The sequence below is a fragment of the Listeria sp. MAN/IMW/UF464 genome (assembly GCF_058683955.1).
In genome coordinates, this window is record NZ_JBZWZP010000002.1 from 385,139 (window position 1) to 410,430 (window position 25,292).

General features: G+C 38.3%; 24 protein-coding genes. 16 read left to right on the forward strand and 8 right to left on the reverse strand.

The genetic code is table 11. The annotated features are described in order from the left end of the window. The 10 genes from aroB (at position 1) to AC4PG0_RS09180 (ending at position 9,766) form a co-directional block, all read left to right on the forward strand. Positions 1–1,098 (forward strand): 3-dehydroquinate synthase, encoded by a 1,098-nt coding sequence (aroB, locus tag AC4PG0_RS09135; RefSeq protein ID WP_492167634.1) that lies wholly within the window; start codon positions 1–3, stop codon positions 1,096–1,098. After that, a complete protein-coding gene (aroH, locus tag AC4PG0_RS09140; protein WP_003763119.1) occupies positions 1,095–1,469 on the forward strand; it encodes a chorismate mutase in 375 nt (124 codons plus the stop codon). The genes aroB and aroH overlap by 4 nt, the downstream gene beginning before the upstream one ends. Beyond that, positions 1,469–2,551, forward strand: a complete 1,083-nt coding sequence (gene hisC, locus AC4PG0_RS09145; RefSeq protein ID WP_003769444.1) for a histidinol-phosphate transaminase — start codon at positions 1,469–1,471, stop codon at positions 2,549–2,551. The genes aroH and hisC overlap by 1 nt, the downstream gene beginning before the upstream one ends. 20 nt (positions 2,552–2,571) lie before the next feature. Next, positions 2,572–3,675: a prephenate dehydrogenase gene (locus tag AC4PG0_RS09150; protein ID WP_492167635.1), complete on the forward strand. Its 1,104-nt coding sequence runs from the start codon at positions 2,572–2,574 to the stop codon at positions 3,673–3,675. Positions 3,676–3,688: 13 nt separating this feature from the next. Beyond that, positions 3,689–4,975 carry a 3-phosphoshikimate 1-carboxyvinyltransferase gene (gene aroA, locus AC4PG0_RS09155; protein ID WP_033532898.1) on the forward strand — a complete coding sequence of 429 codons (1,287 nt, stop codon included), beginning with the start codon at positions 3,689–3,691 and terminating at the stop codon, positions 4,973–4,975. Positions 4,976–5,105: 130 nt separating this feature from the next. Next, positions 5,106–6,359, forward strand: coding sequence for a tetratricopeptide repeat protein (locus AC4PG0_RS09160; RefSeq protein WP_409353490.1), 1,254 nt, complete (start codon positions 5,106–5,108; stop codon positions 6,357–6,359). Positions 6,360–6,390: 31 nt separating this feature from the next. Next, positions 6,391–6,936: a proteolytic degradation factor ReoY gene (reoY, locus tag AC4PG0_RS09165; RefSeq protein WP_003769437.1), complete on the forward strand. Its 546-nt coding sequence runs from the start codon at positions 6,391–6,393 to the stop codon at positions 6,934–6,936. Between the two features lie 87 nt (positions 6,937–7,023). Next, positions 7,024–7,620 (forward strand): DUF1405 domain-containing protein, encoded by a 597-nt coding sequence (locus AC4PG0_RS09170; RefSeq protein ID WP_003763109.1) that lies wholly within the window; start codon positions 7,024–7,026, stop codon positions 7,618–7,620. Positions 7,621–7,705: 85 nt separating this feature from the next. Then, positions 7,706–8,389, forward strand: a complete 684-nt coding sequence (locus AC4PG0_RS09175) for a zinc metallopeptidase (protein ID WP_003769434.1) — start codon at positions 7,706–7,708, stop codon at positions 8,387–8,389. Positions 8,390–8,500: 111 nt separating this feature from the next. Continuing rightward, positions 8,501–9,766, forward strand: a complete 1,266-nt coding sequence (locus tag AC4PG0_RS09180) for a BaiN/RdsA family NAD(P)/FAD-dependent oxidoreductase (protein ID WP_003763105.1) — start codon at positions 8,501–8,503, stop codon at positions 9,764–9,766. Between the two features lie 45 nt (positions 9,767–9,811). On the opposite strand, the gene pflB is transcribed toward AC4PG0_RS09180, so the two are convergent. The 7 genes from pflB to AC4PG0_RS09215 all read right to left on the reverse strand — a co-directional run bounded on the left by pflB (position 9,812) and on the right by AC4PG0_RS09215 (position 19,052). After that, positions 9,812–12,091 (reverse strand): formate C-acetyltransferase, encoded by a 2,280-nt coding sequence (gene pflB / locus AC4PG0_RS09185; protein WP_010991716.1) that lies wholly within the window; start codon positions 12,089–12,091, stop codon positions 9,812–9,814. A 208-nt stretch (positions 12,092–12,299) separates the two neighbouring features. Beyond that, on the reverse strand, positions 12,300–13,307 hold the full coding sequence (locus AC4PG0_RS09190) for a serine hydrolase domain-containing protein (RefSeq protein ID WP_153648729.1): 1,008 nt from the start codon (positions 13,305–13,307) through the stop codon (positions 12,300–12,302). Positions 13,308–13,309: 2 nt separating this feature from the next. Next, positions 13,310–14,953, reverse strand: coding sequence for an NAD-dependent malic enzyme (locus AC4PG0_RS09195; RefSeq protein ID WP_492167636.1), 1,644 nt, complete (start codon positions 14,951–14,953; stop codon positions 13,310–13,312). A 108-nt stretch (positions 14,954–15,061) separates the two neighbouring features. Continuing rightward, positions 15,062–15,745 (reverse strand): EAL domain-containing protein, encoded by a 684-nt coding sequence (locus tag AC4PG0_RS09200; protein ID WP_003763099.1) that lies wholly within the window; start codon positions 15,743–15,745, stop codon positions 15,062–15,064. Between the two features lie 18 nt (positions 15,746–15,763). Further along, complete coding sequence (locus AC4PG0_RS09205; protein ID WP_492167637.1) at positions 15,764–16,768, reverse strand: glycoside transferase; 1,005 nt, start codon at positions 16,766–16,768, stop codon at positions 15,764–15,766. Further along, the gene (locus AC4PG0_RS09210) at positions 16,765–17,892 is read right to left on the reverse strand and encodes a GGDEF domain-containing protein (protein WP_003769421.1); all 1,128 of its coding nucleotides are present in this window, start codon (positions 17,890–17,892) and stop codon (positions 16,765–16,767) included. Before AC4PG0_RS09210 ends, AC4PG0_RS09205 begins: the two co-directional genes overlap by 4 nt. A gap of 20 nt (positions 17,893–17,912) precedes the next feature. Next, on the reverse strand, positions 17,913–19,052 hold the full coding sequence (locus AC4PG0_RS09215) for a GGDEF domain-containing protein (RefSeq protein ID WP_010991712.1): 1,140 nt from the start codon (positions 19,050–19,052) through the stop codon (positions 17,913–17,915). Between the two features lie 320 nt (positions 19,053–19,372). Here AC4PG0_RS09215 and AC4PG0_RS09220 point away from each other — a divergent pair, with 320 nt between their 5' ends. Beyond that, on the forward strand, positions 19,373–20,479 hold the full coding sequence (locus AC4PG0_RS09220) for an NAD(P)/FAD-dependent oxidoreductase (protein WP_492167638.1): 1,107 nt from the start codon (positions 19,373–19,375) through the stop codon (positions 20,477–20,479). On the opposite strand, the gene AC4PG0_RS09225 is transcribed toward AC4PG0_RS09220, so the two are convergent. After that, positions 20,469–21,335 (reverse strand): YitT family protein, encoded by an 867-nt coding sequence (locus AC4PG0_RS09225; RefSeq protein WP_003763093.1) that lies wholly within the window; start codon positions 21,333–21,335, stop codon positions 20,469–20,471. The genes AC4PG0_RS09220 and AC4PG0_RS09225 overlap by 11 nt on opposite strands. Before the next feature lie 140 nt (positions 21,336–21,475). Here AC4PG0_RS09225 and AC4PG0_RS09230 point away from each other — a divergent pair, with 140 nt between their 5' ends. From AC4PG0_RS09230 to AC4PG0_RS09250, 5 genes are read left to right on the forward strand one after another with little or no spacing between them, the layout of a single operon-like run. After that, a complete protein-coding gene (locus tag AC4PG0_RS09230) occupies positions 21,476–21,811 on the forward strand; it encodes a nucleotide pyrophosphohydrolase (RefSeq protein WP_010991710.1) in 336 nt (111 codons plus the stop codon). Continuing rightward, a complete protein-coding gene (dapB, locus tag AC4PG0_RS09235) occupies positions 21,808–22,599 on the forward strand; it encodes a 4-hydroxy-tetrahydrodipicolinate reductase (RefSeq protein WP_033532903.1) in 792 nt (263 codons plus the stop codon). Before AC4PG0_RS09230 ends, dapB begins: the two co-directional genes overlap by 4 nt. Positions 22,600–22,614: 15 nt before the next feature. Further along, a complete protein-coding gene (mgsA, locus tag AC4PG0_RS09240; RefSeq protein ID WP_003723016.1) occupies positions 22,615–23,019 on the forward strand; it encodes a methylglyoxal synthase in 405 nt (134 codons plus the stop codon). A gap of 14 nt (positions 23,020–23,033) precedes the next feature. Then, positions 23,034–24,215, forward strand: a complete 1,182-nt coding sequence (locus tag AC4PG0_RS09245; RefSeq protein ID WP_492167639.1) for a CCA tRNA nucleotidyltransferase — start codon at positions 23,034–23,036, stop codon at positions 24,213–24,215. Further along, entirely contained in the window at positions 24,205–25,182 is a 978-nt protein-coding gene (locus AC4PG0_RS09250; RefSeq protein ID WP_194317233.1) for a biotin--[acetyl-CoA-carboxylase] ligase, read from the forward strand. Before AC4PG0_RS09245 ends, AC4PG0_RS09250 begins: the two co-directional genes overlap by 11 nt. The last annotated feature ends 110 nt before the right edge of the window (positions 25,183–25,292 follow it).

The following is a 25,292-nucleotide window of genomic DNA, read 5'->3' on the forward strand; positions in this document are numbered from 1 at the left end:
ATGCCAGAAATTACAGTCCGTGCAAAAAGTAAAACATATCCTGTATATATAAACGAGTTCGCCTTGACAGATGTTAAGGAACAATGGACAAAAAGTTTAGCTAAATATTCCCACGTGTTTGTTTTAACAGATGAACACGTGGCAAATCTTCATAAAGCGAAACTCGATGCAGTACTTGCTGATTTACCTGTAGTCACTTTTTATGTGGCACCAAATGGAGAAGAAGCAAAGACATTTCGCGTGTATGACGATGTGATGACAAAAATGATTGAAACTGGGCTTGATCGAAAAGCCGTTTTAATCGCTTTTGGCGGAGGGGTTATTGGTGATTTAGGTGGTTTTGTCGCTGCAACTTATATGAGAGGAATTCCGTTTTATCAAGTACCAACAACGGTTCTTGCTCATGATAGTGCGGTCGGCGGCAAGGTTGCAATTAATCATCCCCTTGGCAAAAACATGATTGGCAACTTTTACCAGCCGGAAGCGGTTATTTATGATACGCAGTTTTTTGCGACTTTACCAGAAAGAGAAATGCGTTCTGGTTTTGCAGAAATGATTAAACATGCGCTTATTAGTGATCATACGTTGCTAACAGCCTTAATGGACACGTTTACGGAACCAAAAGACTTTTATACGAAGGATCTGACGCCGTTTTTACAGCGTGGGATTGAGATTAAAGCGAATATTGTTGCTCAAGATGAAACGGAGCAAGGTGTGCGCGCTTATCTGAATTTTGGTCATACATTTGGGCATGCGTTAGAAGCTTACGGTAACTTTGGCAAATGGCTACACGGCGAGGCAATTACTTATGGCATGATTTACGCGCTTACGATGAGTGAGGCGGTTTACGGATTGGATTTCGATTTAGCTACGTTTACTACATGGTTAGAACGTTTAGGTTACGATACGACTTTTGATGCGACGGTTCCTTTTAGTAACATACTGGAAAATATGCGTCATGACAAGAAAACAACTTTTAATGAAATTAGTATGGTTTTACTAGAAGACATTGGTAAACCGGTTATTTTTAAAGCAGAAGATGAATTGATTTTTGACACTTACAAAAGCGTGATGCGAAATGGAGGGGATTTATTTTGAGAGCAATTCGCGGGGCAACGACAATAGAAAGTAATACGCCAGAAGAAATTTATACAGCAACGAAAGAATTATTTGAGGAAATCCTAACGCAAAATGGAATAACAGACAGTGAAAGTCTTACATCGGTTATTATTACGGTGACTGAAGATATTTTTGCAGCATTTCCAGCGAAGGCAGTGCGCGAAACTCACGGCTTTGAATATGTTCCTGTGATGGGAATGCAAGAAATTCCGGTGCCGAATTCGCTCCCAATGTGTATTCGTTTCATGGTATTCACAGATTTACATAAGCCCCTTACAGCAATTAATCATGTCTACTTACACGGGGCAAAAGTATTGCGCCCAGATTTAGTGAAAGAGGAGGATGCGTAATGAAATGGAAAAAATCACTTGCAGGACTATCTTCTTATAAACCTGGGAAACGCGAAGAAGAAGTAATGGCAGAGCTTGGTTTAACAAAAATTACTAAACTCTCATCGAATGAAAACCCACTTGGAACTTCAAAAAAAGTAGCAGCTATTCAAGCTAATTCAAGCGTGGAAACAGAAATTTATCCGGATGGTTGGGCTTCTAGTTTACGTAAAGAAGTAGCCGATTTTTATCAATTGGAAGAAGAAGAGTTGATTTTTACAGCTGGTGTCGATGAATTAATCGAACTGTTAACTCGGGTTCTACTTGATACGACAACTAATACTGTTATGGCGACTCCGACGTTTGTACAATATCGTCAAAATGCTTTAATCGAAGGGGCGGAAGTAAGAGAAATTCCTCTTCTTCAAGACGGTGAACATGATTTAGAAGGTATGTTAAACGCTATTGATGAGAAAACGACGATTGTTTGGATTTGTAATCCGAATAACCCAACAGGAAACTACATTGAATTAGCGGATATTCAAGCTTTTCTAGATAGAGTACCGAGCGATGTTCTTGTGGTTCTCGATGAAGCCTATATTGAGTATGTTACTCCTCAGCCTGAAAAACACGAAAAACTAGTACGTACTTATAAAAATTTAATTATTACTCGGACTTTTAGTAAGATTTATGGTTTGGCAAGTGCACGCGTTGGTTATGGTATTGCGGATAAAGAAATCATCCGTCAACTGAACATTGTTCGTCCACCTTTTAATACAACGAGTATTGGACAAAAATTAGCAATTGAAGCTATTAAGGACCAAGCTTTTATTGGAGAATGTAGAACTTCTAATGCAAATGGAATTAAACAATACGAAGCATTCGCTAAACGTTTTGATAAAGTTAAGTTGTATCCGGCGAACGGGAACTTTGTTTTAATAGATTTAGGGATTGAAGCGGGGACTATTTTTAGCTATTTGGAAAAAAATGGCTATATTACACGTTCTGGCGCAGCACTTGGTTTTCCAACAGCTGTTCGTATTACAATCGGAAAAGAAGAAGATAACAGTGCGGTAATTGCACTTTTAGAAAAATTATTGTAAGTGTTTGGAGGCGTTTTTGAATGAAAGGGACGGTAGTTATTGTGGGGCTTGGGTTAATTGGCGGTTCTATTGCCCTTGCGATTAAAGCCAAACACCCAGAAGCACATATCATCGGAATTGACGTTTCCTATCATTCCTTAGAAGTTGGAAAGTCTCTAGGAGTCATTGATGAAATTGGCGAAAGTATTTTAATAGATGGACCAAAAGCAGATTTACTTATTTTTTGTTGTCCAGTAAAAGAAACAGAACAGTTATTGACACGCTTACCTGGGCTACGCTTAAAGAAAGACGTGATTGTTACTGATACAGGAAGTACGAAAGGAACAATTATGGAAGCATCCACGGCGCTAAGAGAAAGTGGTATTACTTTTATCGGCGGTCATCCAATGGCTGGTTCGCATAAAAGTGGCGTACGGGCGGCAAAAGAGCTATTGTTTGAAAATGCCTATTATTTATTGACACCAACAAAAGACGTAGCAGAAGCCAAAGTAGCTGATTTAAAACAATGGCTTTCTGGTACAAATGCTAAATTTTTAGTATTATCACCAAATGAACATGATGAAATTACAGGTATGTTAAGCCACTTGCCACATATCGTAGCGGCAGCTTTAGTCAATCAGACGCAAAGTTTTACTGAGGAACATCCTGCTGCATTCCGGTTAGCTGCGGGAGGCTTTCGTGATATAACACGAGTCGCTTCCTCGGATCCAAGAATGTGGACGGACATTTCTATTAGTAATCAAAAAACATTAACGAAGCAACTGACCATTTGGCGCGATAGTATGAATCAAGCGCTTGAAATGCTTGAGAGTGAAGATGCAAATTCGATTTATGCCTTTTTTGATGGTGCAAAAGAATTTCGAGATTCTCTGCCTGTCCATCAAGGTGGCGCAATTCCATCTTTTTACGATTTGTTTGTTGATGTACCTGACTATCCAGGTGTTATCTCTGAGGTAACTAGATATTTAGGCGAAGAAGAAATTAGTTTAACAAACATCAAGATTTTGGAAACACGCGAAGATATTTTCGGGGTGTTACAAATTACTTTCCAAACAGATGAAGACAGGGACCGGGCGAAACGTTGCATTGAAACTAGAAGTAACTATACATGCCACTACGAATAGGAGAGAAATGACGATGAAATTAATTACAAATAAACAAGGACTGGTTGGCGAAATCACAGTCCCTGGCGATAAATCAATGTCTCATCGCAGCATTATGTTTGGGGCAATTGCAGAAGGAAAAACGGTCATTCGTCATTTCTTACGTGCAGATGATTGCCTTGGAACGATTAAGGCGTTTAAAGCATTAGGCGTAAAAATTGAAGAAACCGATGAAGAAATTATTGTTCATGGTACTGGCTTTGATGGGTTAAAACAAGCAGAGGGACCACTTGATATTGGTAACTCTGGGACAACTATTCGCTTAATGATGGGGATTTTAGCAGGGCGAGATTTTGATACCGTTATTTTAGGAGATGAATCCATTGCCAAACGTCCGATGAATCGCGTTATGCTTCCACTGCAAGAAATGGGCGCAAAAATGCATGGCAAAGATGGTTCTGAGTTTGCGCCGATTTCTATTATCGGTAACCAATCATTAAAACGAATGGAATACCACATGCCAGTTGCGAGTGCACAAGTAAAAAGTGCGATTATTTTTGCAGCGTTACAAGCAGAAGGTGAAACGATTATCCATGAAAAAGAAAAAACGCGTGACCATACGGAACACATGATTCGTCAATTTGGCGGTGAAATCGAAATGGACGGTTTAACAATTCGTGTCAAGGGCGGCCAAAAGTTCATTGGACAAGAAATGACCGTTCCAGGCGATGTTTCCTCCGCTGCTTTCTTTATCGTAGCAGGTTTAATCACGCCAGGCAGTGAAATTGAACTAACACATGTTGGTTTAAATCCGACTAGAACAGGAATTTTTGACGTTGTAGAACAAATGGGTGGTAGTTTGGTTGTAAAAGATTCTAGCAGAAGTACCGGTAAATTAGCGGGTACAGTTGTTGTGAAATCTAGCGAGTTAAAAGGAACAGAAATTGGTGGCGATATTATTCCTCGTCTAATTGACGAAATTCCTGTTATCGCTCTTTTGGCAACACAAGCAGAAGGAACAACGATTATTAAAGATGCTGCAGAATTAAAAGTAAAAGAAACGAACCGAATTGACGCAGTTGCTAACGAATTAAACAAAATGGGCGCGGACATTACACCAACTGAAGACGGCTTAATTATTCGCGGTAAAACTCCACTTCATGCGGCAAACGTGACAAGTTACGGAGATCACCGAATCGGTATGATGCTTCAAATCGCGGCACTTCTTGTAGAAGATGGTGACGTTGAGTTAGACCGAGCAGAAGCAGTATCCGTTTCTTACCCAACATTTTTTGAAGATATTCGCTCCCTTTTAAAATAATAATGACTACCAGTGCTGTGTGCTAAATACATCGGCGCTGGTATTTTATTTAAGAGAGGCAATCACTTTTTCTTATGAGGGAAGTAATGGTATAATAGAAAAACGACTTATAATTAAAGAAGGTGCAGAAATGGAATTAGCTAATAAAATGTTACATGCGTTAGAGCATGAAGATATGGCGCTTGCGAAGAAATACTTTGATGAAGTAGTGCAAGCGGGGACTGATGAGGAACAATATTATTTAGCAGAAGAGTTGTTCGCACTTGGATTTTTAGATGAAACAGAAGATTTATACGAACTTCTGTTAGCAAAATATAAAGATGAGGGCGAATTACTTGTCCGTGCCGCCGAAGTAGCACTTGAAAAAGACGATATGGATGCTGCGCAAGATTATTTAGAAAAAGTAAACAAAGAAGATGAAGCCTACATTGAAAGTTTACTCGTGTTAGCTGATTTGTATCAAATGCAAGGCTTGTTTGAAGTTAGTGAACAAAAATTACTTGAAGCCAAACAGATGGCGCCAAATGAGCCGATTATTGATTTTGCTTTAGGGGAATATTATTTATCACAAGCCCGATTCGCTTCTGCTGTACAGTCTTATCAAACCGCTGTAGAAGCAGGGTTAACGATTATCTCAAATGGCGCCGTGTCTGTATATGAACGTATTGCCGAAGCTTTTGCAGCTAGCGGAGCATTTGAAGAAGCGCTACCCTACTATGAACGTGCCTTAGAAGACAAAGAATCGGTCGATACACTTTTTGGAATGGGATTAACGGCTTATCAGGCAAAAGATTATACGAAAGCAATTCACGCCTTGGAACATTTGCGCGAACATGATCCGTCGTACACAACGTTATATTCCTATTTAGCGAAAAGCTATGAAGAAAATGGGGAACCAGAAAAAGCCATTGCAGTACTTAGGGATGGTTTAACGCAAGATGAATTCAACAAAGAAATGTTCCTAGAAGCAGGGAAACTCGCTGTTACGCTTCGTTTGCCGGAAGAAGCAGAAGAGTTTTATCGTCAAGCGATTGTGCTTGATGAAGAGTTCTCAGAAGCGATTATGCAACTGAACAAATTATTACTTGCGAAAGAAAACTACGAAGGTGTCATTGAATTAGTAGAAGGGCTCGGGGAAGAAGTTATTTCTGAACCACAAATTTTCTGGGACGTAAGTGTTGCATATCAGGAAACAGAACAATATAATAAAGCAAAAGCAAATTATGAACTCGCTTATCCACACTTTACGAATAATCCTACGTTCTTAAGGGAATATGGTTTATTTTTAAGAGAAGAAGGCGAACACGCGAAATCACAAGAAGTTTTGCGTAGCTATTTAGAACTTGAACCAGAAGATACTGAGATTTTATCTTTATTTGATTGATCAAAAGAATGAAGGAAGGGACTGAGGAAAGATGAAGGCATCCATTTCAATAGACGAGAAGAAAGATTTTATTCGCTGGTTTTTAAACAAACACCAGATGAAAACTAGAGAAGCAATGTGGGTTTTAAATTATATTGCTGGCCATGATCAAATTGTAAAATATGTTCATTTTGTTGATAATTTGGAAGGATGTGCGCGTGGGCTTTCGCTTAGTGCTCACGGGGTTGAATCCGAACCATTCCTATTTTTCAAAGGTAACATAATGACAACAGATCCAGAAAAAGCTTTTCATGATATTCGGCTAAACTGGGACGAGGAATTGTATGTCGAACTTCATTTTGAAGAGGCAATGACCTCACCTGAATATGCCCTTGTTCGTGAAGACAATCCTTTTGCGGCAGTGAAGCTTGCTGAAGAGGAAAAAGAAATGGCGGATGCGCTTATTTATCAATCTGTGCACCAATTTTCAAGAGAAAAATTATTACAACAAATCGATGAAGCGCTTGATACTCGTGATGAAGCGACATTCCATAAGCTCGTTCGTATTTTACAGCAAATGGATACAGAAAAAGAATAAGAAATAAATCCTAGTTAGTAATAAAATGGAGTGAAATAGTGCTTCATTTTATTGCTATGCTAGGATTTTTTAAGGAGTTGGAATCATTTGTTTTATAGTTTACTTGCAAATCGCTCTTTTTTACGATTGCTGTTTTTCGGTAATTTACTAGGGGCGATTTACGGATACATATGGTATTTACCACAATTACAAATTACAGAGCCGCGTTTTTGGCTATTTGTCCCAGATAGTCCAACCGCGATTCTATTCTTCACTCTAACTTTAGTAGCCTTTCTTGCCAAAAAGCACTGGCCGCTAATGGAGGCACTGGCTTTTGTCTGTTTAGTAAAATATGGTTTATGGGCAATTGGCATGAATATTTTTTATATGTTTGAGCAAAAGACGATTGTTTGGGCTGGTGTCGTTCTAATTTTAACGCATGGTTTTATGGCGCTAGAAGGGATTTTATATGCACCATTTTATCGTTTCCGTATAGGGCATTTTATGATAGCGGCTGTTTGGGTGTTTCATAATGATGTGATTGATTATTTATTTGGCCAAATGCCGATTTATATGGGATTAGAAAAATACTTACCTGAAATCGGTTATGCAACTTTTTGGCTAACGGTTATGGTTTTATGGCTTGTATATGATAAAACGATAAAAAAAGGTCACCGTTCATTAGAATTTCCTCATCATGAGTGAAAGATGTTGAGTCTTAGTACGGGTTCATCTATACTAAGAGATAAGGATATTTACCGAAAAATTGTAGTAGGAGGAAGATGATTAGATGTCGTTTAGTCAGTATATTATTTATTTTATTATCGTTGCAGCAATCCCTCTTTGGGCGCAGTATCGAGTTAAAACTACCTATGCCCAGTATTCCAAAGTTGGTGTGGCAAATGGTTTAACTGGTGCCGAGGTTGCACGTCATATTTTGGATACAAATGGATTAACCAACGTTCCTGTTCATGAAACAAAAGGGATGTTAAGTGACCACTATGATCCTAGAAAAAAAGCCGTGTTTCTTTCTGAAGCTAATTTCCGCGGTCGTTCTATCGCTGGGGCAGCAGTTGCAGCCCATGAAGTAGGGCACGCGATTCAAGATCAACAGGACTATGCGTTTATGCGTTTTCGTTCCGCGCTCGTTCCTGTAACGATGTTTAGTTCGAATATTTCTTGGGTGTTCCTCATTATCGGGATGCTCGCAAATGTAGCTAGTTTTATGCTATTAGGGATTATTTTGATGGCAGTAGGGGTGCTTTTCCAATTAATTACCCTGCCTGTTGAATTTGACGCTAGTAAACGTGCGCTTGTTCAATTAGAAAGTGGCGGACTAGTATCATCATCGGAACTTCCACAAGCGAAAAAAGTACTTAGTGCTGCGGCGATGACTTATGTTGCTGCGATGGCTGTTGCGGTACTTGAACTTCTAAGATTACTCCTCATTTTTACCAATATGAATCGAAATTAGAATAAACGACGAACCTGAGAATTTTCTCGGGTTTTTGTTTGGTGAAAAAAGCTTGGCAGTGAGATGAATGCTTGCTATACTTATACTCGGATAAAGTAAAGGAGCGGGACAATGGATTATGATGTAATTGTCATTGGTGGCGGACCATCAGGACTTATGGCAGCAATCAGTGCAGCGGAGAAAAACAAACGAGTTTTATTAATTGAAAAAGGACCGAAGTTAGGGCGTAAATTAATTATGTCTGGTGGCGGACGTTGTAATGTAACGAACAGGCGTCCAGCAGAAGAAATCATTAAACATATTCCGGGTAACGGTCGCTTTTTATATAGTGCGTTTCATGCGTTTGACAATGAAGATATTATTCGTTTTTTTGAACGACTTGGTGTGGCACTAAAAGAAGAAGATCACGGCAGAATGTTTCCGGTATCAAACAGCGCGCGTTCTGTTGCTGAGGCGATGATTCAGCGGATGGAAAAGCTTGGCGTGAAAATCTACATGCAAACCGCTGTGAAGCAAGTGGATTACGAGGATGGCCATGTAAAAGGTGTGACGCTAAAAGACGGGCAAGAGATTTCAGCGAGCGCAGTAATTGTCGCAGTGGGTGGTAAATCTGTTCCTCGGACGGGCTCGACAGGAGATGGCTATGCTTGGGCGAAAAAAGCAGGACACACGATTACAGAGCTATATCCGACAGAAGTGCCGATTACGTCCAGTGAGCCTTTTATTAAGCAAAAAGTGTTACAAGGGACGTCGCTTCGGGATGTATCTTTGTCTGTTTTAAATGCAAAAGGAAAGCCGATTATTACGCATCAAATGGATATGATTTTTACCCATTTTGGCGTATCTGGACCAGCAGCACTTAGATGTAGTATGTTTGTCCTTCGTGAACTAAAGAAAACGGGCGCGGGTGCGGTGAAAATGCGTCTTGATTTGTTCCCGAATGTATCAGCTGCGGAACTTTCGAAAGAGGTTTATAAGCTGCTAGAAGAAAACCCAAAAAAAGCATTGAAAAATTCATTAAGTTCGCTTTTACAAGAAAAACTATTATTGTTTTTACTGGAAAAAGCAGAACTGGATGAGACGGCTGAATACAAACAAGTAAGCCCGAAAAAAATTGAGCAATTTATCCAGTTATTAAAGGATTTCACTTTTGAAGTAAATGGCACGCTTGATTTTGAGAAGGCATTTGTAACAGGCGGCGGAGTTTCTGTGAAGGAAATCAAACCAAAAGAGATGCAGTCTAAATTGATGGAAGGGTTGTTTTTCTGCGGGGAAATACTTGATATTAATGGGTACACGGGTGGTTATAATATTACGTGTGCATTAGTGACTGGACACACGGCTGGGGCTTACGCGGCGGAAGTGTCGAACATATAAAAAAAGTACCAAGTCTTGGAAAATCAGACTTGGTACTTTTTATTATTAACCGATTAATTTTTCGTGGAACATTCTTTGGCAAAGTTCCATTTTTTGTTCTTCGTTTAGATCTTTTGTATTTAAGCAGTAGCCGCTGATACGTAAGATTACTGGGATACCAGCTTTGATTTTTTCGATTACTTCGTCGTGGTTAAGAACGTTTAAGTTGATGTGTTGACCACCTTTTGTAAAGTAACCATCAAGAATACCAACAAGGTTATGGTATTGTTCTTCGGTTGTTTTACCGAACATTTTTGGAGCTCCTTGGATTGTTAAGGAAATTCCATCATTTGCATAGTGGAAAGGTAATTTAGAAAGACTGGCAAGGTTATCTAAGAAACCACCTTTTGCTTTGTTAGAAGGGTTAGCTCCTGGGCTGAAGAATTCTGGTTCTTTGATGATTTTACCATTTTCATCGAATACAGGTCCTTTATGCACTGGGGAGTTACCACATTGTTTAGAATAAGCAACGTTTGAAGTGATTGTTAAAACAGAAACAGTTGCTTCACTATCTTTGTAAAGTTTATGGGAGTCTAATTTGTCTTTGAACATTTTTAGAACCATTACGGCAATGTCATCGGCACGGTCATCATTTTCACCGTAACGAGGGAAGTCGCCTTCTACTTCATAGTCATATACAAAGCCATCTTCATCGCGGATGGTTTTTACTTTGGCATATTTAATCGCACTTAAGCTATCTACTACATTCGCGAATCCACAAATACCGAATCCCATGTTGGCAGTTACTTTTGATGGTAGGAAGGCCATTTGCATGCTTTCGTAGTTGTATTTGTCTGTCATAAAGTGAATGATGTTCATTGCATCTACATAAGTGTCTGTTAACCAGTCCATTGATTTATCGAATTTATCTAGAACTTCGTCGTATTCAAGGTATTCTGTTGTAATTGGTTCTACAACGTCGAATACTTGGTTTTTATGAAGATCATCTTTACCACCGTTGATAGCGCCTAGAAGACATTTTAGTACGTTGACACGAGCTCCGAAATATTGCAGGTTATGAGTTTCACCTTTGTCTTTGTCTGCTTCTGGGTTAAGTGGGCTCACACAACAGCTGATACATTGCATATCGCCGTAGCCTTCTTCTTGCATTAATTTATCATTTTCATATTGAATGGAGGAATGTTTTACACTCATTTTCATACAATATTCTTTAAAGCTTTCTGGTAAACGAGCATCCCATAGGACAGTTAAGTTTGGTTCTGCTGAGTTTCCTAGGTTATCTAAGCAGTGTAAGAAACGATAATCTGTTTTTGTAACGCGGTGACGACCATCTGCCCCCATACCAGCCATAGAAGTTGTTACGAATGTTGGGTTGGAAGCGTAAAGCTCGTTGTAACCATCTGTTCTTGCAAAACGGACCATTCTTAATTTTAAAGTTAATTGTTCGATTAATTCTTGTGCATCGAATTCTGTGATAATTCCTTTTTCTAAATCACGTTGGATGTAAATATCAAGGAAAATCGGAATACGACCAAATGAGCTTGCAGCACCGTTTGCTTGTTTGATTGAAGCAAGGTAGCCCATGTATGTCCATTGTACAGCTTCGGTTGCGTTTTCAGCGGGACGGCCGAGTTCTAAGCCATATTCGTTACCTAAAACGATTAAGTCTTTAAGTGCTTTGATTTGTAACCAGATTTCTTCACGTAGACGAATATTTTCATCAGAAGAAATCGCAATTTTTTTCAAATCTTGTTGTTTTTCAGCGATTAAACGATCCACTCCGTAAAGTGCTGGTTTTTGGTATAAGCCGATGATTCTTCCGCGAGAGTATGCATCTGGAAGACCACTAACGATATGCGAGTGGCGCGCACGTTTAATATCATCCGTATATGCTCTAAAAATACCATCATTTGCAGTGGAACGGTTTTTTACATAAAAGTCATGTAATTCTTGGTCGATAGAATAGCCATTGTCTGTTAAACATTGTTCTGCAGTTCTAAGACCACCATTTGGCATAAATGCTAATTTGAAAGGTTTGTCTGTTTGTAAACCAACGATTACTTCATTTTCTTTGTCCACGTAACCAGCTTTGTGAGAGGCAACGTTTGATACGATTGCGTTATCCATATCAAGAACGCCACCTTTTGCGTCCATTTCTTCTACAAGTTTATTTATTTTTTCATTAAGTTTAGTTGTTCTTGGTGTGCTCTTTTCTAAAAAGCTTTCATCGCCATCATAAGGAGTGTAGTTGTCTTGAACAAATTGTCCTACACTAATGTTTTCTTGCCATGCGGTTCCTTTAAAACCATCCCATGCTTTTGTCATTAATATTTCCTCCTTCAATTGTGTTTCTTTTCACTTACAATCAGAAACTTGTTCTTAGAATCTTTCTTCATTGAACAGCATACTCCTTTGTGAAAACGAAAACAATATAAAAATGGAAAGAAAATAAATTTCTTTTATATAACTAAAAAAGGCTTTGAAAGGCTGTGTTAATACAGTTTTTTATAGAAAAAAAAGCCTAGCGTTAAGGCTAGACTTCTTTGTTTGCAGTCACTTCTTCTAAAAAAGTATCGACTATGCTATCTCTTTTTAAGACAAAATTAGGGTTGGCACGGCTTGGGTGAACGCGATTAGATAAAACGATGAGGCTTGCTTGATTTTGTAAATCGAGCACCATAAAAGTGCCAGTAAATCCTGTATGATATAAAACAGAGTCGCCGCGGAGATCCCAGCCAAGGCCGCGCGTCCGGTTTAGCCCAGGCGTATGATTAATTTGCATTATTTGTAGTGTTTTTTCAGTAAGAATAGGGGCGCCGTTTTGTAAAATTAGCGCATCTCGAAATTTTGAAAGATCCGCGAGTGTACTGAAAAGTCCCGCGTGTCCAGTGCCCGATTTGGCGGTCCAGGCTTTGAAATCGTGCACATCACCTTGGATTAAACCGCGCGTTTGGTCTAGTTCAGTTGGAATGACTTGGCTTTTATCAGTTGGATGAAAACTAGTGTGTGACATTTTCAGCGGTTCTAAGATGTTTTTTTGAATTGATTGCTCATAATTTCCATCAAATTTACTAATCAAATAACCGAGCAAGAGAAAATTAGCATCAGCATAGGTGACCTGAGTTCCAGGTGAATTCACTTGAGCCGTTGCAAAAACATAGCTTCTAACATCTTCTTTAGCATCCATTTTGTAGTTTGGAATATTTTGTGCAAGGCCAGAGCTATGGGTGAGTAAATGTAAAATAGTAACATTCTCGTACTTAAAATCAGGAAGATAGGATTGTACTGGATCTTCTAACTGGAAATGTTTTTGTTCAATAAGTTGTAATACACGTGTTGTCGTAGCAATTACCTTGGTCAAAGAAGCAATATCATAAATGTTGTCTGTCGTTCTAGGGAGGATTTGTGCTTCAGGGAAAACGGATTTTAAACCCATTATTCTATTTTCTTCGAGGTTATTTGTTTTGATTTGATAGCTAATTCCTGGAGTGGACCCGTTTTGGACAAGTTGATCTAGTAATTGCTTCGTTTTATAAAACATACTTAAACTCCTTTGTAAGTTGGTTGCCACATCTCACGTTCGACAGCTTTTGTGACACTTGCTAACTCAACTTGGTGGATATTTTCTTTGATTGCTTGGTTCGCTACCGCAATAGCAACCGCGCGGGAAGTTTCTCTAAGTGTACGAACATGTGGTAAGAGGGCAGCTCCAAGTTCGTTTATAGAAATTTGATTACTAACGGCACTTGATGCAGCGGCTAACATTCCGTCTGTAATAAATTTAGAACGTGTAACAAGTGCGCCAAGTCCAAGCCCAGGGTATAGAAGGGCGTTATTAGCTTGACCAATTTCATAGGTAATATTTTGATAAGTCACGGGTTTGGATGGACTTCCTGTTACGATTAGCGCTTTTCCATCTGTCCATTTAATCAAATCTGCGGCAGTTGCTTCAGCTAATTTGGTTGGATTAGACAGCGGCAAAATTGCTGGTCGTTCTGTATGCTCCGCCATTTTTTTAACGATGCTCTCTTTAAAGGCTCCAGTAACGCCAGAACAGCCAATTAGCATTGTTGGATGAATTGCTTCAACTAAGTGTTCTAATGTATCAGTAGGCACGCTAGCCCAGTCAGAAGCTTGATGCGCATATTTCTTTTGACCATCCGTTAAATCGGTCATATTATCAAGCACTAAACCACTACGGTCCATTAAGTAAAAATGTTTTTTTGCACTTTCAAAAGGAAGACCAGTTTCGCGCATCAATTGACCACTGAGTTGATCAGCAATACCGATGCCAGCAGTTCCAGCACCGAAAATAATAATCTTTTGTTTGTTTAAAGGAATATTTGAAACGTTAATTGTTGCAAGAGCAGCGGCAACAACCATCGCACCAGTTCCTTGTATATCATCATTAAACGTACAAATTTTATCACGATAATTGTGGAGGATACGACTTGCATTTGCCCGGCCAAAATCTTCCCAGTGAAGAATAGCGCTTGGGAAAAAATCACTCATGACTTCCACAAATTGTGCGATAAAAGTATCGTAATCGCTTTCTGACAGGCGTGGACGTTTATTTCCTAAGTAACGCGAGTCTTCAAGTAGTGTTTTGTTATTTGTTCCTGCATCAATTACAACTGGGAGAACACGGTCAGGGGAAAGGCCAGCCGCAACCGTATAAACCGCTAATTTTCCGACTGCTATTTTGACGCCGTTCACGCCCCAATCACCAATGCCGAGCACGCCTTCACCATCTGTAATCACGATCATATCAATATTTGGATTGTTTTGCGCATAATTTTCAACAGATGCTCTTAGTTTTTCGGGTGTAAAAGCATCAATAAATAAAGCTTCATCAGGCGCGGTATAGTCTGTATGATAATGTATTACCGCATCCCCAATCGTTGGCGTATAAATAATTGGCAAATATTCGCTCACGTTTTTGGTAACAACGTAATAATAAAGTGTGCGATTTTCGTTATATAAGTTTGTTAAAAGTTGGTGTTTATGTAGAGGGGATTCTAAGTTTTCTAGTTGGTTTTCGATGCGCAAAGCTTGTTGTTCGATTGTTTCGATAATTGGCGGCAGTAATCCGTCTAATTTATAGTTTAATCTTTCCTCACTTGTAAAAGCTGTTCCTTTATTTAATAGTGGGTTATTCATATAGTCAAAACCTGATTTTAAAGTCATTTCAAGCACTCCTTTTCATTCTATTCTATTTTACATGGGGGGAAGGAGAATAACAACTGATTCAAAAAAAGAAAACCTGAAACCAATCAGATTTTCTTTTTTTACATATTAATGAAAATAGTAACCTTGTGCATAGGGGATGCCAATTTCTTGAAGGAACTTTAACTGTTCTTTTGTTTCTACTCCTTCAACAATCAAGGATTTATGATGCTTTTTGACGTAGTGATGAAGTTGCTCAAAGAAGTTTCTCTTGCCGTCACTTTCAAATAAATCTCGAAGTAATAAGCGATCAGTTTTTACAAAGTCAGAATGGTGCGCAAATACGCGATGCAAGTCGGCGTAACCTGAGCCAAAATCATCAATAGCAAATTTAGTCTCATGTTTTTTCTGGAATAAGCGTAGTTGTTTTTCTAAGTCGTTCATTCGTTCTTGCGGTAACTTGGATGTTTCCAAAAATTCAAAAACTATTTTCCCGTTATCAAGAAGGGTATCGTGTAGTTCTTCTTGATTTTCTAAAAATGTATCATAGGAAATATTGACAAATAATGGCGTGTTTTCACCTTTTTCAAAGCGTTTGACTGCATTATGAAGCGTGAGCAGTTCAAAAGCTTTTTGCTGACCTTCCTGTTCCGCTTCTTCAATAAAATCACTAATGGCGTTCCAATGATTTGTTTTTAAGCGGGTGAGTGACTCATATCCGAAAACTTGTGTATTTGAAACAGCAACAATCGGTTCGTATATTGTATCAAAGAGGTTTTGATCAATAATCTCACTTACGGAGGGCTTTTTCATTTGTCCAACTTCTTTCCGTTATTTCTTAAGAGTTATTTCTTTATTTATATAATCGAAAAAATGGGTCGTTTCAGGATTTGACGTGTCCATTTTCTCTAACAACTCTTTGGTGATTTTACCATTTTTAGCTTGATTTGTCTTGTTAAAATACTGTGTCAAAAAGGCATAAACGGCAGTAGATTCGTTTTCAGAGTTCGGCTCTTTTGTTTCTCTATCATATCTGGCATAAATTTTTCCTTTTGAAGTCAGTTCTGTTTGTAAAAATTGGTCGAAATTTGGCTCAACTGTACCATTTTCGTCATAATAGGCGATAGCTATGAGCATTTGATCAATCATATTGACTTCGTTTGCGTCAGCATTTTGAAATTGTCCATTTTGAAACACTTCTGTAAAAAAAGGAGTGGCGCTGACGTTCTTGATAGGAGCATAGGCTTTTGCGCTATAGTTAATGTGGCGCATTGCTTGGATATTTAGATAACTTAAATGAAGTGTATCTGCTTTTTTCTTATGAACAAAATCACAGAAATCCACTGGAACTCCTTGAACGGCGCTATATTTTTTCGTGTTGGAGATAAGTGTATCGGCAAGGGTTTGATACGCTTGATGGTCCCATTTTTTACTCGCTTGATAAAGTGCTTCTGTAATCCGAAAATCATCTACAATAGCGTTGGTAGTTGTGCTATCAGTCGCTTCCCATTTAATAAAATTGTCTGTTGTTATAAAATGTTTTTGTAAAGTAGCCACTTGTTCTTGGAAAGTCTTGCTATCATTCACTTCTACTAAATACTCCATATAAAGTCCGATGCTCTCGGCTAAATAATGCGGTTCTTGGGCATTTTTGTAATCAATAATTAAACCGTTTTTGGTCATATAATTTTCTTTTACATAAGTTTGAACCGAGCTTGAAGTGGGTTTTGTCTCTTTAGGTGCGCTTAGAGTATCTTTTTGTTCTGGGCGAAGGAAAAAGTATATACCTGTGCCAATTAAGAGCAGTAAAAAAGTGATAATAATTGTTCGCTTCATTCGCTTTCCTCCTGATGAATGGCAATTTGGTTACGCCCATTTTGCTTTGCTTGATAAAGTGCTTGGTCAGCAGCCTCAAAAAGTGATTCGGTCGTTCTATAGTTGTACCCCATAGAAGCAACCCCGATGGAGACCGTTACATTACCACTAACTGGATTGTACGGAAACTTAGCTCGTTCAATTTCATCCCGTAAAAAATCAGCAATTAAGGCAGCTTGTTCTGTTCCAACATTTTGCAGTAAAACAGCGAATTCTTCTCCGCCAATTCGAGCAAACATCGTTCTTGGTGGAAAGGTTCGATTTTTGAGAATGCTACTAAACTGCGCTAAAACAGTATTTCCTGCTTGATGTCCATGAAAATCATTAATTTCTTTAAAATGATCAATATCAATAATAAATAAGGATAACGCTTTTTTTCTTTTTTGAGATTTATTAAAAATCCAAGCAAACTGTTGCGTGAAAAATCGCATGTTAGGTAAGTTGGTTAGACTATCGGTCATCGCGGTTTCGGTCAAGTTTTGGATAACTAAATTACTTTTATCAATATAATTGCACGCATAAAATACCAGCAAAGCAGTGACGAAAAATAGCAGGAAGTATTCAACAATTTCAACGCCCCGCAAAATTCGTCCTTCATCAAAATTATTCACAAAATAATAGAGGATTGCTGGGAAGTTTAAAATAATTAATGCAATAAATTTTGAAAAGCGTTGTTTTTTCCAAAAAGTAATAAGTAAACAAGCCGCAAAAATAAGTGTCATTAAAATAACGTAGCGACTAGTAACGGGCGATGCTATATCAAAACTAATTCGTCCGAAAAGCATTACGACATAAGCAACAATAAGCGGAGTACGACCAGCAAATACACCTGTAACCATCAATATTAAAATCCGCATATTCGTATAAATAACAGGATTATGTTCATATGCACCTTCATAGATAAAATAAATCCCTGCTAAACCATAATAAACACCAAGAAGAATAGAGAGAAAAAATCGTCTATTACCATTTTGGAACCAATTAGGACGATATTGTCTTATTTTTCGAAAAGACATACCTTGAATAAAAAGGATAGCAAGAAAGAGCGCTAAACTGTCTATGTATGAATTAACTAGCTCGAACAAATGGACTCATCTCCTTTTTATTAAATAACTGGATCTGTTGTTTCACGAATATGTACTTGATTTCGTCCATTTCGTTTTGCATTGTAAAGTGCTTGATCTGCTGCATGCATTAGTTCGTTAGCGTTTGGATAATTTTTACCATCATAATTTGCGATACCAGCGGAAATGGTAATAACCGAGCCAGTTGTTGCTATCGGAACATCAATTTTCTCGACTTTACGCCGGATTTTTTCTGCTAAGTGTTCTGTTTCGCTGACATTAATATTTGGCAAAATAATAGCGAATTCTTCCCCGCCAATGCGAGATATAACCGTATTTGGTGGAAAACTAATTTTTAAAAGCATTTGGCTAAAAGTAGATAAAACACCATTTCCAACTAAATGGCCATATGTATCATTTACCCGTTTAAAATAATCAATATCAATAATAATTAAACTTAAGTTCGATTTTTTTAAAGTAGCATAGTGAAAAGCAGCTTCGAACGTTTTTTCAAAGTGACGAAAGTTTGTTAGACCGGTAAGTGGATCAAGAATAGTCGATTGCTGCAATTCATAAATCAGCTTATTTGATGTATCAATATAATAAGCCGCTGAAATAATAATAAAGGTAATAAAAAAAGAAACCAAGAAATAGAGTGTCCAAACTGGCACATCATGTATTGTATATGTAAGATGTATTTTTTGATGTAAATAAATAAGCATTAGTGGAATGGCGCTAAGTTTGACGAGTACTACTTTTTGAACAGAGCTAAGACGTAATTTAGCTACTTCCATACAAACAAAGTGAAAACCAATAATTAAAAACACATAAATTAAATTGGCAAAGAGAGCATCACCAAGAAAGAGTTTTCCTGCCACAATGAGTACTAACGCGATAGTAGCTGGACCCGCTGATGAAAACAAGTGTAAAACAATTAAAATATCTAATAACATATCTGTATAAATCCCAGAATCCGTCCCAGGTAATCCACGGACAATAAAATAAACACCTAATAAGCCGTAGTAAATGCCCAGTGCATAATTAATAATTTCATTTGCAAATTTAATTTGGAACCAAGCAGGCTTTTTTTCTCTAATTGACCGCAGTGCCATTCCGTGAAAAAAAAGCGCTGATAAAAAAAGCGCCATGCTGTTCCATAATGAATCAAGAATATTTGGCATAAAAAAATCTCCCATATCTCAGCATAATGAATCAGCTGAAAAGTTAATATAGGCAGAATAAAAAAATAAATGAATTTTTAGCTGAGACGCAGTACAAAGAACCAACCAGTCGGCGAAAGCGATCTCTAAGAGGATATGTGGTAATGACGACGAGATAAGCCAAAATCTGCCTTTTTGTAATTAAAGCTGGATTTCAGTACAATGGATAGAATGAAGTAGAGGATTTTTAGTAGACTGTAAACTTAACTATTTTCACATATTATTACAAAGAGTTATAAAAAAGTCAACTTGTGTCACAATTGATATAGAGGGGTGTAACAATGCAAAAAATAGTGATAATCGGTGGCGGAATTGTTGGAGCCAGTGCAGCATATTTACTATCAAAAGAAAATGTTCAAGTAACGCTAATTGATTCTAATGAACCTGGGCAGGCAACGAGAGCAGCTGCCGGAATTATTTGTCCATGGCTTTCCAAAAGACGAAATAAATATTGGTACGAACTAGCAAAGAACAGTGCGGCGTTTTATAAAGAAATTGCAGAAAGTCTTAGTGAAGAAACTGGAAGAGATTCTGGTTATAAACAAGTTGGCGTGCTCGCACTTCGGCAAACAGAGGAAAAAGCAACGGAACTTTTTAATCTGGCAATGGAAAGACGAGCAGGAGCACCAGTAATGGGTGATATTGAAAAATTATCAGAAGCCGAAACAAAGCAAAAATTCCCTTTAGTGAAACCGGGATTTAGTTCTGTTTATGTAAGCGGGGCGGCGCGGGTTAATGGCGGTTTGTTTTGTGAAACTTTACGCTATGCAGCCAAAGAAAATGGTGTGGAAATCAAAACTGGTTTGGCTCATTTTTCACCAAAAGGGGAGGTTTTGGTTGATGGGGAAAAAGAAAGTTACGATAAACTAATTATTTCAGCAGGTGCTTGGCTACCTAATTTATTACAGGAGGCGGGCTTTCATACGGATGTTTTAGCACAGAAAGGTCAATTGCTTGAACTTGATTTTAGTGAATACGAAACAGCAGAATGGCCAGTGATTTTACCTCCAAGTGCAAAATCGATTGTTCCGTTTAATAATGGAAAAATAATTGTCGGGGCAACACATGAAAAAGCTGCTGGCTTCAATATAGAGCCAACAGCGGAAGGTAAGGCAGAAATATTAGCAGAAGTCAGTAAGTTTATGGAGGGTGAGTTGGAACGTAAAATAGCTAATGTGGCGGTTGGAACACGTCCTTATACGCCGGATTTTGCGCCACTAATTGGACAGCTACCTGGTTTTGACTCGATCTTTTTAGCGAATGGGCTGGGTGCTTCTGGCTTAACAACTGGACCATATGTCGGTAAACTGCTGGCAGATTTGTCACTATTAAACACTACCGATTTAGCTTTAGAAAATTATGATCCAAGAAAATACATTAGTAAATAGGATTTTTGTTTTCGTCGAGTGTGAAACCTTCGCCCATCACATCATGAACAACGCTCACTGAAACAAAAGCATGAGGGTCAATCGCTTGGACAATATTCTTTAATTGCACAATTTCATTTTTAGCAACGACAATATAAAGCACATCTTGTTCATTTTTAGAAAAGCCACCACGACCTTCAAGTACTGTTACACCACGATTCATCGAGAGCATTACATGGGAAGCGATGGCATCATTATCTTTAGAAATAATCAAGGCGCCGCGAGCAGCATAAGCACCTTCTTGCACAAAATCAATGACGCGTGAACCAATGAAAACAGCGACAAGCGTATACATTACTTGGCGAACATCCAAATAAGATAAAGAAGCAGCAAGCACTATCGCATCAATTGCGAAGAGCGTACGCCCCATACTAATTCCTTTTGTATGATTCAGTAATTTGGCGATAATATCACTACCGCCAGTTGTACCACCATATCGAAACACAAGCCCAAGCCCAATACCACTAAAACCTCCAGCAAAAAGGGCTACTAAAAGTAAGTCACTATGTAAATCTAATGTATAAGGGATACGCTGGAAAATCCATAAAAATAAGGAAAGGCTAACAGTACCAATTCCAGTATAAATGAGGGAACGACTACCTAATACACGCCAACCTATAATAAATAAAGGAATGTTCAAGACTAAGTTGGAGTAGGCGGGGTCAATTTGAAAGAAATGAAGCAGGAATAATGTAACCCCTGCAAGGCCACCCTCACCGAGATTATTTGCGATATTAAAATTAACTAATCCAAATGCATAGATTGCCGTACCAAGCATAATAAAGCAAATATTTTTCGTGCGCAGTGTTTTTAACATAGCTTTTTTCCTCCTTGGAACCTATTTAATAAGTAAGTAAAAAATCATGGACTTGTATGTATTTGTTTAGGTATAATGAAATGAAGTTAACAATTAGACTTAAAACCAATTTTAGTTTAACACAAAAAGGGGGAAAACCTATGGCGAAAACCATGGCAGAAATACAAAAAGAAGTGGATGATTTCATTGGTGGATTCGAGGAAGGATACTTTTCCCCACTAGCGATGATGGCACGAATTACAGAAGAAACCGGCGAATTAGCTAGAGAAATTAATCATTATTATGGTGAAAAACCGAAGAAAACAAGTGAACCTACTAAAACCGTAGCAGAGGAACTTGGCGATTGCCTTTTTGTTCTTACTTGCATGGCAAACTCACTTGATATTGATATGGAAAAAGCACACGATACGGTCATGGCGAAATTTAAAGAACGCGATAAAGACCGCTGGACAAAAAAGGAGGACAAATCAAAATGAAAGTAGCTGTATCTGGATTTAAAGGAAGAATGGGACACGAGGTTGTTAAAACTATTTTAAGAGAAGAAGACTTGGAATTAGTGGCAGTACTTGATCATGAACCAAAAGAAAAAAACATTCGTGAAATTGTGGAGTTTAGCTCATTAGATGTACCAGTATTTGGCGATTTAAGCGAAATGTTAGAAGCAATAAAACCGGATTGTGTCGTTGATTTTACGACGCCTAAAGTTGGGTATAGTAACACGAAAACGATTTTAGAACATGGCGTACGTGCGGTCGTTGGGACAACAGGTTTTACCCCAGAACAAATTAGTGAATTAAAATCAATTGCAGAATCGAAAAAAATCGGTGCGCTAATTGCGCCAAACTTTGCTGTAGGTGCAGTTTTAATGATGCAATTTGCTCAAAAAGCGGCTAAATACTTCCCGAACGTCGAAATTATTGAGTTACACCACGATAATAAACTAGACGCGCCGAGTGGAACAGCTGTCAAAACAGCAGAAATGATGGCAGAAACACGTGAATTCGTTAAACAAGGTGCAGCAGATGAAGTCGAACTTATTGAAGGAGCTAGAGGCGCAGAATATGAAGGAATGCGTATCCATAGCGTTCGTTTACCAGGCCTTGTTGCACATCAAGAAGTTATTTTTGGAGCAGAGGGACAAGGTTTAACGATTCGCCATGACTCTTATGACCGGATTTCCTTTATGTCTGGTGTTGCTCTTTCTGTTCGTAAAACTAAAGAACTTGAAACACTTATTTATGGCTTAGAAAATATTTTAGACTAAGGATAGGTGAATGAGATGCATATCGCATTAATCGCGCACGATGAAAAGAAGGATTTGATGGTTGGATTTGCAACCGCATATAAACATTTGCTCGAACCGCATCAGTTGTACGCAACAGGCACGACTGGTTTGCGGATTATTGAAGCAACTGGCTTAACGGTGCATCGTTTTAAATCTGGTCCGCTTGGTGGCGATCAACAAATTGGTGCGCGCATTTCTGAAAATAAAATGGACTTAGTTATTTTCTTGCGTGACCCGCTGACCGCTCAGCCACATGAACCAGATGTAACCGCGCTGATTCGATTATGCGATGTATACGAAATTCCTTTAGCGACTAATATTGGAACAGCAGAAATTTTAATTCGCGGTTTAGGAGCTGGCTTTCTAGATTGGCGAGATTTAAGAAGAAACGATGAATAAAGGAGCGATGACAGATGAATGACGTTTTTCTAAAAGCGCTTCCTGTTTTGCAAAAATTGACTACTGCGGGATTTGAAGCGTATTTTGTTGGCGGATCTGTCAGAGATTACTTACTAAATAGACCTATTTCCGATGTAGATATTGCAACTAGTGCTTTCCCAGAAGAAGTAAAGGATATTTTCCAGTCCACTTATGACACTGGGATTGCGCACGGAACAGTAACAGTTAGAGAAAACAAAGAGTGCTATGAAGTGACCACTTTTCGGACAGAAGGCACTTATGAAGATTTTCGACGTCCTAGTGAAGTGACGTTTATTCGTTCGCTGGAAGAAGACTTACTGCGTCGTGATTTTACCATGAATGCGATTGCGATGGACGAAAATTTTAAATTACACGATCCATTTTCCGGACAATTAGCAATTCAAAATAAAGAAATTAAAGCAGTTGGCAAAGCGTCTGAACGTTTCCATGAAGACGCGCTTAGAATGATGCGAGCAGTGCGCTTTCTAAGCCAACTTGATTTTCAGTTAGATAAAGAAACCGAAACCGCTCTAGCAAATCAAATTGCCTTATTACAGCATACTTCTGTTGAAAGAATCACTGTCGAATGGATAAAAATGATCAAAGGCCAAGCTGTAAAACGCGCAATAGAGTTACTTTTAAAAGTAGAAATGGAAGCCTATTTGCCAGGTTTAAAAGGTGAAAAATCAGCCTTAACGGAATTTGCTAGTTGGAACTGGGAAAAACGGACGACTGAAACTGCGGTTTGGCTTGGACTTGTAATTGCCGTTAAACCTAGTAATATTACCGCATTTTTAAAAGCGTGGAAATTACCGAACAAAACCATTCAACTAGTGAATAAAGCTTACGAAGATGCCCTTAATATGAAAGAAACTTGGCTAACAGAAGAACTATACCATGCTCAGGAAGCAGTTTTTTTGTTAGTAAATGAAATAAATAATATTCGTGGTCAAAGTGACAAGGAAGATGAACTGAAAAAAGCATACGAATTACTACCAATTCACTCCAAAAAAGATTTAGCGATTACAGGTGCTGATTTACTCAAATGGACAGAGGAAACCGCGGGTCCTTGGGTAAAAGAGACACTTGATAAAGTTGAATGCCAAGTATTACTGGGTAAAATTAACAATGAAAAAAATCAGATTAAAAGGTGGCTAGGCTATCATGAAGAATAATCGGGAAAAATTACTTGCATTATTTACAGAAAGTGATGGCACTTATTTATCCGGTCAAGAAATTGCGGATAGTCTAGGTTGCTCGCGTACAGCCGTTTGGAAACAAATGGAAGCACTACGTAAAGAAGGTTTTGAAATCGAAGCAGTCAGAAATCGCGGTTATCGTTTATCAGCAACAGCTGAACAGTATACAAAAGACGCGCTACTACTCGGTTTAGAAACAAAATTTATCGGCCAACATTTAGAAATATATGAATCAGTGAACTCCACGCAAATCATAGCGCATCAACAAATGGAAACAAGTCCAGAAGGAACCGTTATTGTAGCTGATGAGCAAACCGCTGGAAAAGGGCGTTTGCTTCGTCCCTGGAATTCTAAAAAAGGGGAAGGTATTTGGATGAGCGTGATCTTAAAACCGCAAATTCCAATTCAAAAAGTACCCCAGTTCACTTTTATCGCCTCGCTTGCTATCACAGAAGCAATTGAAAATATCACGAAACTTGAACCGAAAATCAAATGGCCGAATGATATTTATATTGGTAAACGAAAAATCTGTGGTGTACTAACAGAAATGCAAGCCGAAGCAGAAACAATTCATGCGGTCATTATTGGCATGGGGATTAATGTAAATCAACAAGAGTTTCCAGAAGAAATCAAAGAGAAAGCCAGTTCACTTAAACTTGAACTAGGCGAAAGTATATCAAGAAAAGCATTATTACAAGCAATACTAACTTCTTTAGAGAAGTATTATGAACTTTTCTTAGATAAAGGATTTGCACCGATAAAGTTATTATGGGAAACAAAAGCGATTCCTTTTGGTGAAAAATTAACAGCCAGCACGACAAAAGGAAAAATTCACGGACAAGTAAAAGGTATTTCTGATGAAGGCGTGCTCTTACTTCAAGATTCACTAGGCGAGATTCATTCGATTTACTCAGCAGATATTTTGCTGGATAATGAAAAATAATAAAATCGCTATCAAAAGATTGTTTTGACCCTAATAAAATAGCCTAAAACATATCTTTTAACTCGAAAATACAGTGTGAAAATCACTTTTTCGAGTTTTTCTTTTTTGAG